Here is an 18,779-nt window from a genome sequence, read left to right on the forward strand (position 1 = left end):
GCTTTTCGCTATGCTAGGCACAAAATGACAAACGGATAACTACGATGAATAGCACTTGGGTTAAACATGCGATCAGCGAAATCAATGCCGACTATCAGCGCTCGGCGGATACGCACCTGATTCGCCTTTCCCTGCCGGGATTTGACGGCATACAGCTCTATCTGAAAGATGAAAGCACCCATCCTACCGGTAGCCTGAAGCATCGCCTGGCGCGCTCACTGTTTTTATACGGTTTATGTAACGGCTGGATTAAAGAAGGCACCACCATTATTGAATCCTCATCCGGTTCAACGGCGGTGTCCGAAGCCTATTTTGCTCGCCTGCTGGGTCTGCCCTTTATCGCAGTCATGCCCTCCTGCACCGCCAGACGCAAAATCGAACAGATCGAATTTTATGGCGGTCGCTGCCACTTTGTGGAAAGCGCCTGCGAAATCTACGCCGCCTCTGAAATGCTGGCCCGTGAGCTCAACGGTCACTATATGGACCAGTTCACCTTCGCCGAGCGCGCGACGGACTGGCGCGGCAATAACAACATTGCCGACAGTATCTTCCGCCAGATGACTCACGAGCCGCATCCGGTTCCCTCGTACATTGTGATGAGCGCAGGTACAGGCGGCACGTCAGCCACGATCGGACGCTACATTCGCTGTCAGGGCTACGATACCCAACTGATGGTGGTGGATCCGCAAAACTCCGTATTCCTCGACTACTGGCAAAACCGCGATGCCAGCCTGCGCAGCCCGGTGGGAAGCAAAATTGAAGGGATTGGCCGCCCGCGCGTGGAGCCGTCGTTCATCCCGGATGTGGTGGATGAAATGCTCCGCGTGCCGGATGCCGCAAGCGTGGTAACGGCGCACTGGCTGGAGACGCAGCTGGGTCGTAAAGTGGGCGCATCGACGGGCACAAATATGTGGGGCGCACTGCAGCTTGCCGCACGTATGCGCGACGCGGGCCGCACGGGTTCTGTCGTCACGCTGTTGTGCGACAGCGGCGAGCGCTACCTTGAGACCTACTACAATGCGGAGTGGGTGCAGGCCAACATCGGCGATATCGCCCCGTGGAAAGCGCAGATTGCGCAGCTGCTGAAGTAAAAAAAGCCAGACCGAAGTCTGGCTTGCTGGAAGGGTCTCACTATTCGGGGGAATATGGGAGGGTGTTATTGTCCAGCCAATGCATCAAAAAATGGGACACCGCTTCGTTGCGGCAGTGTCCTATAACCGGCAGATGAGGAAGCGCCGCTTTTAGCTGCGCCATCGCATTCCCCATAATCAGACCGCGGCCGACGCTGCCCAGCATCTCCCGGTCGTTCATGGCATCGCCAAACGCCATGCAATCCTGAAGCGTTAAGCCCAGGTGGTCGCTCAGTACCGCCAGGGCTGAACCTTTGTTACAGCCCACAGGCAACACCTCCAGACAATCCACTGCCGAGAAGGTCAGATGCGCCCGGTTCCCCAGCACCTCATTGAGCTGAACGCGTAAACGGCACAGATCGTCATGATCGCCACAGAAACAGATCTTGGTCACCGCATGGGCGGGGATCTTACGCAGATCGATAAGCTGGTATCTAAAACCGCTGTAGACATGCGCATGCAACAACTCCGGAATATCACGCCCGGTAAACCAGCCCCGATCGTTAAAGACGTGGATGCTGGCCTGCGTGTCCCAGGTACTGTGCAGCACGATATCTGCCACTTCCGGGTCGAGATCCTGACGGTGCAGTATCTCCCCTTCTACAGAGTGAATTCGCGTCCCGTTGCCGGTGATCAGAAAGGCGTCGAGGGAGAAGGCGCCCAGAAGATGACGCATTTCCAGCACATGACGACCAGTGGCAAAGGTCAGGGTGACGTTACGCTCGTGCAGGCGCTTCAGCGTGTTCAGGGTTTTCTCCCCTAAACGGTGATCCGGCATTAACAACGTACCGTCCATATCAAATGCAGCGAGCCGAGCCATGGTTACTCCCGAAATGTGATGCGGTTAACTTGTGCATCAGTATCGTGTGAGATATACGGAAGTAATAGTGAATAGATGATTATTATTGTTCCGGGTTTCTTATGCGCCAGCTCAACCGACTCAATCAGTATCAACGCCTCTGGCAGCCTTCAAAGGGGGCAATGCAGCAGGTCACCATCAGCGAACTGGCTGCCCGCTGTTTTTGCAGCGAACGACATGTCCGCACGCTGCTGCGTCAGGCCCAGGACGCGGGCTGGCTGAGCTGGCGAGCGCAGTCTGGTCGCGGCAAACGGGGAGAGCTGACGTTCCATGTCGCCCCGGAGTCACTGCGTAATGCGATGATGGAAGAGGCGCTGAAGCGCGGACAGCAGCACAACGTGCTGGAACTGGCCCAGCTTGCCCCCGAAGAACTGCGGTCATTGCTGCACCCGTTTTTAGGCGGGCAGTGGCAAAACGACACGCCGACGCTGCGTATCCCCTATTACCGCGCACTGGATCCGCTTGAACCCGGCTTTCTGCCCGGTCGCGCGGAACAGCATCTGGCAGGACAGATTTTTGCCGGGCTGACGCGTTTTCATGGCAACTCCAGTGAACCCACAGGCGATCTCGCCCATCACTGGGCGGTGTCGGAGGACGGTCTGCGCTGGCATTTTTATATTCGCTCCACCCTGCACTGGCATAATGGCGATAAGGTCGAAACCGGGCAGCTTCAGCAAAGCCTGAACGCGCTTCTTGCCCTGCCAGCCCTGCGTAAACTGTTCCAGAGCGTTTTGCGTATTGACGTCACCCACCCTCAGTGTCTGACATTTACTCTGCACCAGCCGGATTACTGGCTGGCACACCGCCTGGCCACCTATTGCAGCCGCCTTGCCCATCCCGAACAGCCCATGACGGGTTGTGGCCCTTTCAGGCTCAGCGTGTATGAACCCGATCTGGTTCGTCTGGAGAGCCATGAACAGTACCATCTCAGCCACCCGCTGCTTAAGGCTATCGAGTACTGGATCACCCCGACGCTGTTTGACTCTGAGCTGGGTACCAGCTGCCGTCATCCTGTGCAGATAGCCATTGGCGAACCGGATGAACTTGAGAGTTTGCGTCTGGTCACTAACAGCACCAGTCTGGGCTTTTGTTATCTCACCCTGAAGCAAAGCCCACGTCTGAGTGAACTGCAGGCGCGACGACTCATTAATATCATTCATCTCTCATCGCTTCTGCATACGCTCCCGCTCAATGAAGGGCTGATTACCCCAACAGAGGAGTTACTGCCCGGCTGGGCAATTCCTCAGTGGCCGGATTTAACCCATGTCCCTCTGCCGGAGAGGTTAACCCTGCTGTACCATTTGCCCGTCGAGCTACACACGATGGCGCGTCAGCTAAAACAGTATCTTGCCCAGCAGGGCTGCGCGCTTACGGTTATCTTTTATGATGCGAAAACCTGGGACGGATGCCAGCAACTGGCGGACGCGGACATCATGATGGGCGACAGACTGATTGGCGAAGCACCGGAATACACGCTTGAGCAGTGGCTGCGTTGTGATGCCCTCTGGCCACACCTGCTGAGCGCGCCGCAATATGCTCATCTGCAGGCGACGCTGGATGCGGTCCAGACCCAGGCTAATGAACAGGACCGGCATGCGGGCCTGAAGGCGATATTTAGCCGGCTGATGGAGAACGCGGTCATCACCCCACTGTTCAATTATCAATACCAGATCAGCGCCCCGCCGGGGGTCAACGGCATACGCCTTAACACCCGCGGCTGGTTTGACTTTACCGAAGCCTGGCTGCCCGCCCCCAAATCGTGAAGAAGCTGGTCGCCGTCGTGGTCAGACGGTAACATAACGTTTTTACGTAACTGTCGAGATGATTTATGAAACGTGCCGTCGTCGTGTTCAGCGGAGGACAAGACTCTACTACCTGCCTGGTCCAGGCCCTTCATCAGTACGATGAAGTTCACTGTGTCACTTTCGATTATGGTCAGCGCCATCGCGCTGAAATCGACGTTGCCCGTGAACTGGCCCTCAAACTGGGCGCACGCGCGCACAAGGTGCTGGACGTTACGCTGTTAAATGAACTGGCCGTCAGCAGCCTCACCCGGGACAGTATTCCCGTCCCGGACTACGAACCTGACGCCAGCGGTATTCCGAACACCTTCGTTCCTGGCCGAAATATCCTCTTCCTGACCCTGACGGCAATCTACGCCTACCAGGTACAAGCCGAAGCGGTGATAACCGGCGTATGCGAGACCGACTTCTCCGGCTATCCGGACTGTCGCGATGAGTTCGTGAAAGCGTTAAACCACGCCGTCAATCTGGGCATGGCGAAAGAGACGCGCTTTGAAACCCCGCTGATGTGGCTGGATAAAGCCGAAACCTGGGCGCTGGCGGACTACTGGGGCAAGCTGGACCTGGTTCGCAGTGAAACCCTCACCTGCTACAACGGCATCAAAGGTGACGGTTGCGGCCAGTGTGCCGCCTGCAACCTGCGCGCTAACGGGTTGAATCACTATCTTGCCGATAAAGCTGGCGTAATGGCCGCAATGCAGAAAAAGACTGGGCTTAAATAGGGTTATTTGACCGTGCTGTCGCAAAACAGGTGTCGACAGCACGCGTCCCCCTGATATGTCTTACACGATCATCTGTTCCAGCTTTTCCCGCAACTCCCCTTCAAGCGGCAGCGCTTTCTGCGTTTTCAGATCGATACAGACGAAGGTAATCAGCGCATCAGCCACCACCTGCCCTTCAGGATCCAGCGTGACAACCTGACTGAGGACACCACTCTTCCCGTTTAGCTGTTGTACCTGGCTGGTCACGGTGAGCACATCACCCAGTACGGCCGGACGGCGGTAGTTGATGTTGATGTTGACGACCACGAACGCGATGTTATGCGCGGTCAGCCACTGAAAGCTTTCGCTGTTTTCCAGCCCGTCCCAGCGCGCTTCTTCAAGAAACTCAAGATAGCGTGCATTGTTCACATGCTGGTAAACGTCGAGGTGAAAACCGCGTACTTTGATTTTTGTCTGCATAGCGCAATAGCCTTTAGTTGTTATAGGATCAGAGGTCATCACTGGTATGACCTCTTTATCCTGGCAAATTATCGCCGCAGTGCAAGTAATTGTGAGATTACAGCGTCAGGTGTGAGAGGTTGCGTTCAACCAGCGCGCTTCCCATCCCCGGAACCTGTTTGAGATCATCGACGGTTTTGAAAGGTCCGTACTCTTCGCGGTAGCTGACGATAGCCTGCGCTTTTTTCAGGCCGACACCATTCATCGCGCGGGCCAGATCTTCCGCCGATGCCGAATTGATACTCACCCGCGTACCGTCATCGTCCCCTTTTTTACCGGCATCCGTCGCTTTGGTTTGCCCCTGCACTGACGCAGCGTCGTCGGTCTTACTCTGTACCGTCTGTGGTTTAGCGGTAGGCGTCGCCGCCTGCGCGCCAGCGCTCATCCCGGTGGTGGCAATAGCCAGCGTAATTAACAGTGCTTTGATTCCACGTTTCATGCTGTATCTCCTTGTTTGTTGACAGCCCCGTCACGATAGCCATCGATGAAAACAGGCACAAACGGCAGATTGCAGAAATGGAAAAGGCCGCGAAAGCGGCCTTGAGTTTTTGCAGAGCGTTACGAAAATCTGCGAGCAGATACGTAATTATTGCTGCTGAGTCATCACATCACCCAGCTTGATTTTGGCATCTTTACGCAGGTTGCTCATCATCGCTTCGAAAGCGATCTGGGCATTGTTCTGGGTAATGCCCTGAACCATCGCTTTCTTCTGCGCTTCTGGCAGAGTGCCGGCTTTCACTTCATCGAGCGCCAGCAGAACGACGTTACCCTGCATATCAGTCGTGGAGCCGAAGCTCGGTTTATCCTTCGCAGGCAGGCTCAGACCAAATGCAGCCTGGCTGACAGGATCCTGGCTCGTACGGCTCAGCGTTTTCGCCTCACCGAAGCTCAGGCCAGCCGCTTTCAACGCGTCCTCTTTACCCGCTTTCAGATCAACCAGAATCTTTTCAGCATCCAGTTTCGCCTGCTGTTCCGCTTTATTGTGCTTAACCTGGGCGACAACCTGATCCTTCACTTCCGCCAGCGGTTTGACCGCTTCTGGCTTGTGCTCGCTAACACGCAGAACGAACGCACGATCGCCATCAACGGTAATGATGTCAGAGTTACTGCCTGGCGTGCCGTTCTCGCCGACCAGCCCACCGTTAAAGATGGCATCTGAAACCGGTTTGAAGTTCAGCTCTTCCGGCAGGTTATCACGGCCAAACCAGCCCGTTTCAACCGCTTTCACGCCAGCCGCCTGCTCTGCACCCGCCAGAGATTCGTTGTCGTTGCTGGCCGCATCGCTCACTTTCTGCTGCAGTGCGTAGTAGGCATCCAGCGCTTTTTCCTGCTTCACTTTCGCCGCGATGTCATCACGAACTTCAGCCAGTGGTTTGGTTTTCGCAGGGATGATGTCGTCCAGACGAACCACCAGGAAACCAACGGAAGATTTAACAACACCAGACAACTGGCCTTTATCTTTCAGACCGGCATTTTTCAGTTCATCAGGGGTCGTTGCCTCTTCCAGCCAGCCCATATCCCCACCGTTTTTCGCAGAGATAATATCGGTGGATTTCGCTTTCGCAATGGTCGCGAAATCTGCGCCTTTATTCAGTTCATCCAGTACCGCTTTGGCATCAGCCTCGGTTTTGGTCTGAATTACGCTGTAGCGGTTGCGCTGCGGCTGAGTGAACTGATCCTGATGCTGATCGTAGTAAGACTGGATCTCCGCGTCAGACGCGCTTTCCTGCAATGCAGCCGCATCCAGCTTGATGTAGCTCACGCGGAACTGCTCCGGAGAAACAAAGGAATTCTTGTTCTGCTCGTACCAGGCGTTAACGTCAGCGTCGCTTACCTGCTGTTTCGCCGCCAGGGCGTTCACGTCAATGGTCGCTTCACGCACAACGCGTTGCTGCGCTACCAGCGCGGCCAGTTCGTCCGTTTCACCTTTGAGCATGAAATCAGTCCCCACAACAGCATTGATGAGCTGCTGGGTAGTCAGTTGGTTACGCAGCGCCTGGGCGTATTGATCGGCGGTCATGCCCATCTGGTTGACGATGCTGTTGTAACGCGCGTTATCGAATTTGCCGTTAGACTGGAAGGCTTGCGTGGAGAAAATGGCTTTTTTCACCTGCTCGTCGCTGATGCCGAGGCCCAGTTTTTTGGCATACTGGTCCAGCAGCGCTTCGTCGATAAGACGGTTCAGCGTCTGTTGGCGCAGGGTCTTCATATACCCTTCGTTCGCCGCCAGCTCAGAGAATTGGTCGCCCAGCTGTTGCTGCATACGGTTACGTTCACCGGCAAAAGCATTCTCGAACTGACCACGACTGATCTCCTGGCCATTCACTTTTGCGGCATAGTTCGCGCCACCGCCAATAAGGTAACTGCTCACGCCGGTCAATATGAACGACACGATAATGATACCGAAAATAATCTTGAGCACGAGACTGTTAGCAGCCGTGCGTAAGCTGTCCATCATGGTGTAACAACACTCCGCTGTAGGTGACTGATTACCTGACGCTGACGGTAAATCCTGCCCGTCGCGCGTGAAGGCCTATTGTGACAAGAAAACGGGGCGATTGTCAGCCCACAACTCGCATAAACTCGTACAAATCAGGTCTGGACAAACAAAAAAGGCACATCAAACGATGCGCCCTTGTACTATCCGGCTTCCCTGAAACGGGAAAGCAATCAGTTTACTGCGTCTTTCAGCGCTTTACCTGCACGGAAACCCGGCACTTTAGCAGCAGCGATGGTGATCTCTTTACCGGTCTGAGGGTTGCGGCCAGTACGGGCAGCACGCTCTTTAACAGCAAAAGTACCGAAGCCTACCAGTGCAACGTCGTCCCCAGCCTGCAGAGATTCAGTAACAGAAGCAATTAATGCATCTAACGCACGTCCAGCTGCAGCTTTAGAAATATCAGCACCAGCAGCAATTTTGTCAATCAGTTGAGATTTATTCACTGTTCTCTTCCTCTCTTTATAATTTATATCGCGTCTGAATCCTTCACAACGCGACCGCGCAGCAGTTATATCAGGCCTGCCATGACCTTACAACACCCGTTGTTGATGGCTGACCTAATCAGCAATCTAAATTAGCTATACAAAAAAAGGCTGGCAAGTGCGAAATCACTTACCAGCCTTGTTTTTATTGACGCTCTTTGCGCGAGGTCACTATTTTGCGGTTACAACCTGCATTCCGGAAGGTTCATTCTGCAATGCGAGACTAAGAACTTCCTCAATTCGCTTAACAGGATGGATCTGCAGATCGGCAATCACGTTGTCCGGAATCTCTTCCAGATCGCGTTTGTTTTCGTACGGGATCAATACGGTTTTGATCCCACCGCGATGTGCCGCCAACAGTTTTTCTTTTAACCCACCGATTGGCAGAACCTGACCACGCAGGGTGATTTCACCGGTCATCGCCACATCGGCGCGCACCGGGTTGCCGGTCAGACAGGATACCAGCGCGGTACACATGGCAATACCCGCGCTTGGGCCATCTTTCGGCGTTGCCCCTTCAGGAACGTGAACGTGGATGTCGCGTTTTTCATAGAAATCCGGGTTGATGCCCAGTTTTTCCGCGCGCGCGCGCACCACGGTCAGCGCCGCCTGAATGGACTCCTGCATCACTTCACCCAGAGAACCGGTGTAGGTCAGTTTGCCTTTGCCCGGGACACAAGCGGTTTCGATGGTCAGCAGATCGCCGCCCACTTCCGTCCATGCCAGACCAGTCACCTGGCCCACACGGTTTTCGTTGTCCGCGCGACCGTAGTCGAAACGCTGAACGCCGAGATAGGCATGCAGATTGTCGCCGTTGATCACAATGTGTTTCAGGCTCTTATCCAGCAGCAGCTGTTTCACCGCTTTACGACACAGTTTAGAGATTTCACGCTCAAGGCTACGCACGCCCGCTTCACGGGTGTAGTAACGGATAATGCCAATAATCGCGCTGTCCTCTACGGTCAGCTCGTTGGCTTTCAGCGCGTTACGCTCTATCTGTTTCGGCAGCAGGTGCTGCTTAGCAATGTTCAGCTTCTCATCTTCGGTATAACCGGAGAGACGAATCACTTCCATACGGTCCAGCAGCGGGGCCGGAATATTCATGGAGTTCGACGTCGCGACAAACATGACGTCGCTCAGGTCGTAGTCCACTTCCAGGTAGTGATCGCTGAACGCCACGTTCTGTTCTGGATCAAGCACTTCCAGCAGAGCCGAGGCTGGATCGCCACGCATGTCCGATGACATTTTGTCGATCTCATCGAGCAGGAACAGCGGGTTTTTAACGCCCACTTTCGCCATTTTCTGGATCAGTTTACCCGGCATAGAACCGATGTAGGTGCGGCGGTGACCGCGGATTTCCGCTTCATCGCGTACGCCACCCAGCGCCATACGGATATACTTACGGCCAGTCGCTTTGGCGATGGACTGGCCCAGAGAGGTTTTACCCACCCCCGGCGGTCCTACCAGGCACAGAATAGGGCCTTTAATTTTGTTCACACGGCTCTGTACCGCAAGGTACTCAAGAATGCGGTCTTTCACACGTTCCAGGCCGTAGTGGTCGGTATCCAGGATTTCCTGTGCCTGACGCAGGTCTTTTTTGACCTTGCTGCGGGCGTTCCACGGAACCTGTACCATCCACTCAATGTAGCCGCGCACCACGGTCGCTTCCGCCGACATCGGAGACATCATTTTCAGCTTCTGCAGTTCTGCTTCCGCTTTCTCTTTCGCCTCTTTCGGCATCTTCGCCGCATCGATCTTGCGCTTCAGCGCTTCGTTTTCGTCCGGCGCGTCGTCCATCTCGCCGAGCTCTTTCTGAATGGCTTTCATTTGCTCATTCAGATAGTACTCACGTTGAGATTTCTCCATCTGCTTTTTCACGCGGTTGCGAATACGCTTCTCAACCTGCAGCAGATCGATTTCAGACTCCATCATCGCCATCAGATATTCCAGACGTTCGTTAACGTCGGACATTTCCAGCACGGACTGCTTGTCAGCCAGCTTCAGCGGCATATGGGCTGCGATGGTGTCCGCCAGACGCGCAGGATCGTCGATGCTGTTCAGCGACGTCAGCACTTCTGGTGGGATTTTCTTGTTCAGCTTGATGTAGCCTTCAAACTGGCTAATCGCGGTGCGCACCAGCACTTCCTGCTCGCGCTCATCCAGTTCAGGCGAATCAAGGTACTCTGCCTTCGCGGAGAAGTGTTCGCCATCGTCTGACAGAGTGGTAATACGCGCACGCTGCAGACCTTCTACCAGCACCTTCACGGTGCCGTCAGGCAGCTTCAGCATCTGCAAAATAGAGGCCACGGTCCCGACGGTGAAAAGATCGTTTACACCCGGCTCATCCGTTGATGCTTCTTTCTGCGCCACCAGCATGATTTTTTTATCATGATCCATAGCGGCTTCGAGGCAACGGATAGATTTTTCCCGCCCTACAAATAAGGGTATGACCATGTGCGGATAAACCACCACATCGCGCAACGGCAATACGGGGATTTCAATGCGTTCAGAACGCTCAGGATTCATAGAGCTCTCTCTTAGTTAGTGTCCGCCAGGTAAGCTGGTCATGTCACTGTGCTTCACATAACCATTAACATGTATCCAGTATATGGGGATGTTTCCCACACATTCAACGCTATGAATAAGGAAAAAGTAAAGGGGAGATAAAATCCCCCCTTTTTGATTAACTGCTTGTATGATTTGGTGAATTATTCGCCAGACGCCTGCTGTGCTTCCGGTTTACCGTAAATCAGCAGTGGCTTGGTTTGACCGCTAATCACGGACTCGTCAATCACCACTTTTTCAACGTCTTCCATTGAAGGCAGATCGTACATGGTGTCGAGCAGAGCCGCTTCAACGATAGAACGCAGGCCACGCGCGCCGGTTTTACGGCTCATTGCTTTTTTGGCAATCGCATCCAGCGCTTCGTCACGGAATTCCAGGTCAACGCCTTCCAGATTGAACAGCGCCTGATACTGCTTGGTCAGCGCATTTTTCGGCTCTTTCAGGATCTGGATCAGCGCCTCTTCACTCAGTTCATTCAGGGTTGCCACCACCGGCAGACGACCGATGAACTCAGGGATCAGACCGAACTTGATCAGATCTTCTGGTTCAACCTGTGCCAGGAGTTCGCCTTCGTTCGGTTTTTCGGACGTTGATTTCACCGTTGCGCCAAAACCAATGCCGGAGCCGGTTTCAACACGGTGGGAGATGACTTTATCCAGACCGGCAAACGCACCGCCACAGATGAACAGGATCTTGGAGGTATCAACCTGCAGGAACTCCTGCTGAGGGTGTTTACGTCCCCCCTGCGGCGGAACGGCAGCAACCGTCCCTTCAATCAGCTTCAGCAGTGCCTGCTGTACGCCTTCACCTGATACATCACGGGTGATGGACGGGTTGTCTGATTTACGGGAGATCTTGTCGATCTCATCGATGTAAACGATCCCACGCTGGGCTTTCTGTACGTCGTAATCGCACTTCTGCAGCAGTTTCTGGATGATGTTTTCAACGTCCTCACCCACATAACCGGCTTCGGTCAGGGTGGTGGCATCCGCCATGGTGAACGGTACATCCAGCAGACGCGCCAAGGTTTCAGCCAGCAGCGTTTTACCGGACCCGGTTGGGCCGATCAGCAGAATGTTACTTTTACCCAGTTCTACGCCATTGCTGGTATCGCCGTTGCGCAGACGTTTGTAGTGGTTGTATACCGCTACCGCCAGTACTTTCTTGGCCTGCTCCTGACCGATGACATAGTCGTCAAGGTGATGACGAATTTCATGCGGCGTTGGCAGCGCGCTGCGCTCGCGGTGTGGCGCGACTTCTTTAATCTCTTCGCGAATGATGTCGTTACATAAATCGACACATTCGTCGCAGATATACACGGACGGCCCGGCAATCAGTTTACGCACTTCATGCTGGCTTTTGCCGCAAAAAGAGCAGTACAGCAGTTTGCCCGAACCATCTTTGCGTTTATCTGTCATGAGTCCAAACCTCTTTTTAAGTTCTTTGTGCCGCACATGACGACGCAAATGCCATTCTAAGACGCAAGCTGCTCTCAGGCAGAGTGCCGCCCTACCTTAGTATAGCGGCACACTCGCGTCGCGGGCATCAATTACGATGGGTCAACACGGAGTCGACTAAGCCGTACTCAACTGCTTCTGAAGCAGAGAGGAAGCGATCGCGCTCGGTATCGCGCTCGATCTGCTCGAGGGGTTGACCCGTATGCTGCGCCATAAGTTCATTCATGCGCGCTTTTACTTTCAGGATTTCGCGGGCGTGGATTTCAATATCCGTCGCCTGCCCCTGGTAACCGCCCAGCGGCTGGTGAATCATCACGCGGGAATTCGGCAAGCAGAAACGCTTACCCTTAGCCCCTGCTGTTAACAGGAACGCGCCCATAGATGCAGCCTGACCCATACAGATAGTGCTTACATCAGGCTTGATGAATTGCATGGTGTCATAAATGGACATACCTGCTGTAATCACGCCACCCGGGGAGTTAATGTACAGGTAAATGTCTTTTTCCGGGTTTTCCGCTTCCAGAAACAGCATCTGCGCCACGATCAGGTTAGCCATGTGGTCTTCCACCTGGCCTGTCAGAAAGATAACGCGTTCCTTGAGCAGACGGGAATAGATATCAAAAGAACGCTCACCACGTGAGGTCTGTTCAATAACCATTGGCACCAGAGCCATATGGGGTGCAAAGTTATCTCGTTCGCCACTGTATGACATTTCCGTCTCCTGGATCAAAATTGAAAACACCTGCTGTACTGATTGTAACCTTACGGACGGATTATCAGCCAGTCTCATTCATCATGATTACGTACTTATGGGGTTCACAGTGCCCTATTTCAAGCATAACAACCTTTTGTTGTTACGCTAACACCGAAAGGGCGTTTTAGCACTCTTCCTGGGCTAAGCTGCGATAAAAAAAACCCGCTGCCGCAAGGCAACGGGTTTTCTGTTCAAACTTTAAACCGTCAGGCCGAAATTACGCCTGCTGGTTCATCAGTTCGTTGAAAGAGGTCGCTTTTTCGGTCACTTTCGCTTTCGCCAGTACCGCTTCAACAGCCTGCTCTTCCAGGGCAACGTTGCGCATGTTGTCCATCAGCTCTTTGTTCTTACCGTAGAACTCGATCACTTCTGATGGATCTTCGTATGCAGAAGCCATCTCTTCGATCAGGCCTTTCACACGCTCTTCGTCAGCTTTCAGCTCGTGGGTACGAATCACTTCGCCCAGCAGCAGGCCAACAACAACGCGGCGTTTTGCCTGCTCTTCGAACAGTTCGCGTGGCAGTTCCATCGCTTGCTGCTGGTTGCCACCGAAACGCTGTGCAGCCTGACGGCGCAGCACGTCGATTTCGCCGTCGATCAGGGCAGCTGGCACGTCGATTTCGTTCGCTTTCACCAGACCTTCGATCGCCTGAGATTTAACACGGTTACGCACCGCGCCATTCAGCTCGCGCTCCATGTTTTTACGCACTTCGGTACGCAGGCCCGCGACAGAACCATCTTCCACGCCGAAACGCTTGATGAATTCTTCAGTCAGTTCTGGCAGTTCGCGCTCTTCAACTTTCTTCAGGTTGATAACGAACTTCGCCGCTTTACCTTTCAGGTTTTCAGCGTGGTACTCTTCCGGGAAGGTCACGTCGATGGTGAACTCTTCGCCCGCTTTGTGGCCTTTGATACCGTCTTCGAAGCCTGGGATCATACGACCCTGGCCCATCGCCAGTACGAAGTCAGACGCTTTGCCACCTTCGAACTCTTCGCCGTCTACAGAACCGGTGAAGTCGATGGTCACACGGTCTTCCGCGTCAACAGCGCCTTCTTTCTCTTTCCAGTTCGCCTGCTGCTTACGCAGGGTGTCCAGCATGCCGTCAACGTCTTCGTCAGTCACGGATACAATCGGTTTTTCAACTTCGATAGATTCCAGACCTTTCAGCTCGACTTCCGGATACACTTCGAACTCTACAGAGTAGGTGAAGTCTTCGCCCAGTTTGTATTCGCCTGGAACGTAGTTCGGCGCGCCGGCCGGATTGATTTTTTCTTTGATGATCGCATCAATAAAGTTACGGCTCATCAGCTCACCCAGCACATCCTGACGCACAGAAGCGCCATAACGCTGAGCAACAACATTCATTGGTACTTTGCCCTTACGGAAGCCGTCAATACGTACTTTTTTTGCTACGTTGACCAGCTCGCTTTTCACAGCAGTTTCGATGCTGTCAGCAGCGATAGTAATCGTTACACGGCGGCCAAGGCCTTGAGTGGTTTCAACTGAAACTTGCATCTTGTTACCTCAAAAAAATCACAGTGCTCGGTCAACTCTGAATCTGTCTGTTATACCGGGATGCTCTCTTAGTGCAGATTCACATTCCCTGTCGCCAGAATCATCCCGAAGACATTCATTAAGACGCGGCATTATAGCGGCATCACTTAGGTGAGTCGAGAACGGTTGGGGCATGTTGCTGCGGCTTTTTTCACACTTTAAGGCTATTTTTAGCCTTAAAAACGCACCATCCGCTCAAAACTCAGACAAAACAAAACGGCCCGGAGGCCGTTTTGAGGAAATCTGTATGCAACATACTGGAAAAACTCCAGCGGTTGCAAATCCGATTTATCAGGCGATGGTGCCTGCTCCCCGACAAGGCGGGGAGGCAAAAACCGTATCCTGCAAGCCTTCCCACTCCTTAATGGTGTAGGTATGCAACGCCAGGGCATGTACGGTTGTGGAGAGTTCTTCCGTCAAGGTGCTGTAGATCAAGCGGTGTCGGTTCAGGAAACGTTCTCCCGTGAAGCGATCGCTAACAAGAACCACTTTGAAGTGGCTTTCAGAACCTGCCGGTACGTTATGACGATAGCTCTCGTCGACGACTTCGAGGAACACAGGGTTGAACGCTGCCCTTAATTTATCTTCTATCTGCTCACGTATCATCATGAAATTACTCCTCCGACAACGCCAGGATGTCACCCATCCCTTTAAATATTAGCCGCTTTTACCGTTTCCATTACACCTTGACAACAAATATTTAGCTTTCGTCTTATTTTCTCATCCAAACGAATGAAGTTTACTGTGTGGCTCATACGTTTTGTCATTCCACGATTGAGAAAAAGGGTGAGCTGGTCAGTTTTCAGACAAGGCGATGAATTTACATGCGTTGACCACTTCCCCTGGCCGTTGGCGATGTTATGATGGCGGCAATTTTTTCTCTCTCTATGCTTACGATTCGTGAGAACCTTAAAATGTTAAAAAAACTCTTCTTCCCGTTGGTAGCCCTTTTTATGCTGGCAGGCTGCGCTACCCCGCCAACCACCATTGATGTTTCACCGAAAATCACCCTGCCTCAGCAGGACCCAAGCCTGATGGGCGTCACCGTGAGCATTAACGGTGCCGATCAGCGTCAGGATCAGGCTCTGGCGAAGGTGACCCGCGACAACCAACTGGTGACATTGACCGCGTCCCGCGACCTGCGTTTCCTGCTGCAGGAAGTGCTGGAGAAACAGATGACCTCTCGCGGTTATATGGTTGGCCCAAGCGGCGCGGTGGATCTGCAGATCATCGTGAACAACCTGTACGCTGACGTCTCCCAGGGTAACGTGCGCTACAACATCGCCACTAAAGCGGATATCGCCATCATCGCGACCGCGAAGAATGGCAACAAGATGACCAAAAATTACCGTGCGAGCTACTCTGTAGAAGGCGCGTTCCAGGCGTCTAATAAAAATATTGCTGATGCGGTTAACAGCGTGCTGACGGACACTATCTCCGACATGGCGCAGGACACCAGCATTCACGACTTCATCAAACAGAACGCGCGTTAATTCTGCTGGCTGACCCGGTGTGTTACCGGGTCAGTTGCTAAGAACATGTCCAGTCAATACTTACGTATTTTCCAGCAACCGAAATCAGCCATTCTGCTGATCCTCGGCTTTGCCTCGGGTTTACCCCTCGCGCTCACTTCCGGCACGCTTCAGGCATGGATGACGGTCGAGAATATCGATCTTAAAACCATCGGTTTCTTCTCGCTGGTGGGCCAGGCCTATGTCTTTAAGTTCCTGTGGTCTCCGGTCATGGATCGCTACACGCCGCCATTTCTGGGGCGTCGTCGTGGCTGGCTGGTGATGACCCAGGTCCTGCTGCTGCTGGCCATTGCAGGGATGGGTTTTCTTGAACCCACCTCGCAGTTACGCTGGATGGCCGCGCTCGCGGTGGTGATTGCCTTCTGCTCCGCTTCCCAGGATATCGTGTTCGACGCCTGGAAGACGGACGTCTTACCGGCGGAAGAGCGCGGTGCCGGTGCGGCCATCAGCGTCCTGGGCTATCGCCTCGGGATGCTGGTCTCCGGCGGGCTGGCTCTCTGGCTGGCCGACCGTTACCTCGGCTGGCAGGGCATGTACTGGCTGATGGCTGCCCTGCTTATCCCCTGCATTATCGCGACGCTGTTTGCGCCCGAACCAAGCGATGTTATCCCGGTTCCCCGTACGCTGGAGCAGGCCGTCGCCGAACCACTGCGTGATTTCTTTGGCCGTAACAACGCCTGGCTGATCCTGCTGCTTATCGTCCTTTATAAGCTTGGCGATGCCTTTGCGATGAGCCTGACTACCACCTTCCTTATCCGGGGCGTCGGTTTTGATGCCGGCGAAGTGGGTGTGGTGAATAAAACGCTGGGGTTGTTCGCGACCATCGTCGGCGCGCTCTACGGTGGTGTATTAATGCAGCGCCTGACGCTGTTCCGCGCACTGTTGATTTTCGGCATCCTGCAAGGGGCGTCTAACGCAGGTTACTGGCTGCTGTCGATCACCGACAAACATATGGTCAGCATGGCTACCGCGGTGTTCTTTGAAAACCTCTGTGGCGGGATGGGCACCGCGGCATTTGTCGCCCTGCTGATGACGCTCTGCAACAAGTCGTTTTCTGCCACGCAGTTCGCACTGCTCTCGGCACTCTCTGCCGTTGGCCGCGTCTACGTGGGGCCGATTGCTGGCTGGTTTGTGGAAGCCCACGGCTGGCCGACGTTTTATCTCTTCTCTGTGGTTGCGGCGGTGCCAGGGATTTTATTACTGCTTGTCTGCCGTCAGACGCTGGAATATACCCAGCGAACAGAACACTTTATGCCGCGCACCGAATATCATCGCGCCTACCGTTTTGCGTTACGTCTGTTAATGACGGGCTGTGTTGCCCTGGCTCTCTGGCTGGTCGTGCTCATTATTAATGTCAGCACGTTGCTGGCGCTCCCTCTGGAAGCCCTTCTGCTGGACGCTGGCGCCCTGCTGGCCGTCGTCGGGATCCTGACGGGAGGCGTGCTCGATTTCATGGCGCTGCGTAAAACGCGCATGACCTGAAGAAAAATGCGAAAGGTTATTTCCCGTTGTAATCACTAAGCGAAATTATAACGGTGAAATAGCCAGCAACCGCTAAAAAAATATTTGTTGTTTTGTGCGGGATAGGATTTGGAAATTATTGGCTCCGGTTCCAAAAGACTATTTTTCATTAAACGATTCAGCATTGGGAAGTTTGATTTTTCGTTTTTTAGATGTCTTTTTATTGATAATTAATTGTTAATTTTTTGTTTATTTTTAACAATGGTTATACCAATTGCCCCTTTTAGGGTATGCTTGGGGGTCCTTTCGTTATAAAGCCCATGCCATGCGGCTTCGGTCATAAAAACCGACATAATTTGCAACACTTGTGACACGTGCGGCAGAACCCGGTAACACCTTCCTGACACAGGCCTAATGATGTTTACAGTAATGTAACCTTCCCGTAAAATGCCCGCACACTTTAAACGCCACCAGACTCCCGTGGAATTGAGGTCGTTAAATGAGACTCAGGAAATACAATAAAAGTTTGGGATGGTTGTCATTATTCGCAGGCACTGTATTACTCAGTGGCTGTGATTCTGCACTACTAGACCCCAAAGGACAGATTGGACTGGAACAACGTTCACTGATATTGACGGCTTTTGGCCTGATGTTGATTGTGGTTATTCCAGCCATTTTGATGGCTGTTGGTTTCGCCTGGAAGTATCGTGCGAGCAATAAAGATGCGAAGTATAGCCCGAACTGGTCACACTCCAATAAAGTGGAAGCTGTGGTCTGGACGGTACCTATCCTTATCATCCTGTTCCTTGCCGTGCTGACCTGGAAAACCACTCACGCACTTGAGCCAAGCAAACCGCTGGTTCACGATGAAAAACCTATTACCATCGAAGTGGTCTCCATGGACTGGAAATGGTTCTTCATCTATCCAGAGCAGGGCATTGCTACCGTGAATGAAATCGCCTTCCCGGCGAACACTCCGGTTCAGTTCAAAGTGACCTCCAACTCCGTAATGAACTCCTTCTTCATCCCACGTCTGGGTAGCCAGATTTACGCGATGGCCGGTATGCAGACTAACCTGCACCTGATCGCGAATGAAGCAGGCACCTATGATGGTATCTCCGCCAGCTATAGCGGCCCGGGCTTCTCAGGTATGAAGTTCAAAGCTATCGCAACGCCGGACCGTGCCGCTTTCGACCAGTGGGTTGCAAAAGCGAAGCAGTCTCCAAACACCATGTCTGACATGGCGGCGTTCGAAAAAGTGGCTGCACCTAGCGAATACAACAAGGTGGAGTACTTCTCTAACGTGAAACCTGATTTGTTCAAAGACGTTATTGGCAAATTTATGGATCACGGCAAGAGCATGGACATGACCCAGCCTGAAGGCGAGCACAGCGCGCACGAAGGTATGGAAGGCATGGACATGAGCCACGCGGAAACCGCTCACTAAGGGGCCGAGGAAGAA

At 53.3% G+C, this 18,779-nt stretch carries 16 protein-coding genes; 6 read left to right on the plus strand and 10 right to left on the minus strand.

Annotated elements, in window-relative coordinates:
- Positions 1 to 44: 44 nt before the first annotated feature.
- On the plus strand, positions 45 to 1,091 hold the full coding sequence (locus C5687_RS00625; RefSeq protein ID WP_104556230.1) for a PLP-dependent cysteine synthase family protein: 1,047 nt from the start codon (positions 45 to 47) through the stop codon (positions 1,089 to 1,091).
- A 40-nt stretch (positions 1,092 to 1,131) separates the two neighbouring features.
- Here the strand turns inward: C5687_RS00625 and cof are convergent, their stop codons facing one another.
- A complete protein-coding gene (cof, locus tag C5687_RS00630) occupies positions 1,132 to 1,950 on the minus strand; it encodes an HMP-PP phosphatase (RefSeq protein WP_104556231.1) in 819 nt (272 codons plus the stop codon).
- A 101-nt stretch (positions 1,951 to 2,051) separates the two neighbouring features.
- Here cof and C5687_RS00635 point away from each other — a divergent pair, with 101 nt between their 5' ends.
- Positions 2,052 to 3,752 carry an SgrR family transcriptional regulator gene (locus tag C5687_RS00635; protein WP_104556232.1) on the plus strand — a complete coding sequence of 567 codons (1,701 nt, stop codon included), beginning with the start codon at positions 2,052 to 2,054 and terminating at the stop codon, positions 3,750 to 3,752.
- Positions 3,753 to 3,817: 65 nt separating this feature from the next.
- Entirely contained in the window at positions 3,818 to 4,513 is a 696-nt protein-coding gene (gene queC, locus C5687_RS00640; protein ID WP_047957885.1) for a 7-cyano-7-deazaguanine synthase QueC, read from the plus strand.
- 60 nt (positions 4,514 to 4,573) lie between these two features.
- On the opposite strand, the gene C5687_RS00645 is transcribed toward queC, so the two are convergent.
- The 9 genes from C5687_RS00645 to bolA form a co-directional block, all read right to left on the minus strand.
- Positions 4,574 to 4,972 carry a YbgC/FadM family acyl-CoA thioesterase gene (locus C5687_RS00645; RefSeq protein ID WP_028017637.1) on the minus strand — a complete coding sequence of 133 codons (399 nt, stop codon included), beginning with the start codon at positions 4,970 to 4,972 and terminating at the stop codon, positions 4,574 to 4,576.
- Between the two features lie 97 nt (positions 4,973 to 5,069).
- Entirely contained in the window at positions 5,070 to 5,450 is a 381-nt protein-coding gene (locus C5687_RS00650; RefSeq protein ID WP_104556233.1) for a helix-hairpin-helix domain-containing protein, read from the minus strand.
- A gap of 147 nt (positions 5,451 to 5,597) precedes the next feature.
- Positions 5,598 to 7,469 (minus strand): peptidylprolyl isomerase, encoded by a 1,872-nt coding sequence (gene ppiD / locus C5687_RS00660; RefSeq protein ID WP_094918594.1) that lies wholly within the window; start codon positions 7,467 to 7,469, stop codon positions 5,598 to 5,600.
- Between the two features lie 212 nt (positions 7,470 to 7,681).
- On the minus strand, positions 7,682 to 7,954 hold the full coding sequence (gene hupB, locus C5687_RS00665; protein ID WP_002444653.1) for a nucleoid-associated protein HU-beta: 273 nt from the start codon (positions 7,952 to 7,954) through the stop codon (positions 7,682 to 7,684).
- Between the two features lie 210 nt (positions 7,955 to 8,164).
- Complete coding sequence (lon, locus tag C5687_RS00670) at positions 8,165 to 10,519, minus strand: endopeptidase La (protein WP_023334706.1); 2,355 nt, start codon at positions 10,517 to 10,519, stop codon at positions 8,165 to 8,167.
- 182 nt (positions 10,520 to 10,701) lie between these two features.
- The gene (gene clpX, locus C5687_RS00675) at positions 10,702 to 11,976 is read right to left on the minus strand and encodes an ATP-dependent protease ATP-binding subunit ClpX (protein ID WP_008503316.1); all 1,275 of its coding nucleotides are present in this window, start codon (positions 11,974 to 11,976) and stop codon (positions 10,702 to 10,704) included.
- Between the two features lie 127 nt (positions 11,977 to 12,103).
- A complete protein-coding gene (clpP, locus tag C5687_RS00680) occupies positions 12,104 to 12,727 on the minus strand; it encodes an ATP-dependent Clp endopeptidase proteolytic subunit ClpP (RefSeq protein ID WP_008503317.1) in 624 nt (207 codons plus the stop codon).
- 259 nt (positions 12,728 to 12,986) lie between these two features.
- Positions 12,987 to 14,285, minus strand: coding sequence for a trigger factor (tig, locus tag C5687_RS00685; protein ID WP_104556234.1), 1,299 nt, complete (start codon positions 14,283 to 14,285; stop codon positions 12,987 to 12,989).
- Between the two features lie 330 nt (positions 14,286 to 14,615).
- Positions 14,616 to 14,933, minus strand: coding sequence for a transcriptional regulator BolA (gene bolA, locus C5687_RS00690; protein ID WP_013095855.1), 318 nt, complete (start codon positions 14,931 to 14,933; stop codon positions 14,616 to 14,618).
- 305 nt (positions 14,934 to 15,238) lie between these two features.
- On the opposite strand from bolA, the gene C5687_RS00695 reads away from it, so the two are divergent.
- The 3 genes from C5687_RS00695 to cyoA all read left to right on the plus strand — a co-directional run bounded on the left by C5687_RS00695 (position 15,239) and on the right by cyoA (position 18,764).
- Positions 15,239 to 15,817 (plus strand): lipoprotein, encoded by a 579-nt coding sequence (locus tag C5687_RS00695; RefSeq protein ID WP_025756179.1) that lies wholly within the window; start codon positions 15,239 to 15,241, stop codon positions 15,815 to 15,817.
- Between the two features lie 45 nt (positions 15,818 to 15,862).
- Complete coding sequence (gene ampG / locus C5687_RS00700; RefSeq protein WP_104556235.1) at positions 15,863 to 17,338, plus strand: muropeptide MFS transporter AmpG; 1,476 nt, start codon at positions 15,863 to 15,865, stop codon at positions 17,336 to 17,338.
- A gap of 478 nt (positions 17,339 to 17,816) precedes the next feature.
- Entirely contained in the window at positions 17,817 to 18,764 is a 948-nt protein-coding gene (gene cyoA / locus C5687_RS00705) for a cytochrome o ubiquinol oxidase subunit II (RefSeq protein WP_013095851.1), read from the plus strand.
- Positions 18,765 to 18,779 lie beyond the last annotated feature (15 nt).

Source organism: Enterobacter sichuanensis, assembly GCF_002939185.1.
Lineage (GTDB): Bacteria > Pseudomonadota > Gammaproteobacteria > Enterobacterales > Enterobacteriaceae > Enterobacter > Enterobacter sichuanensis.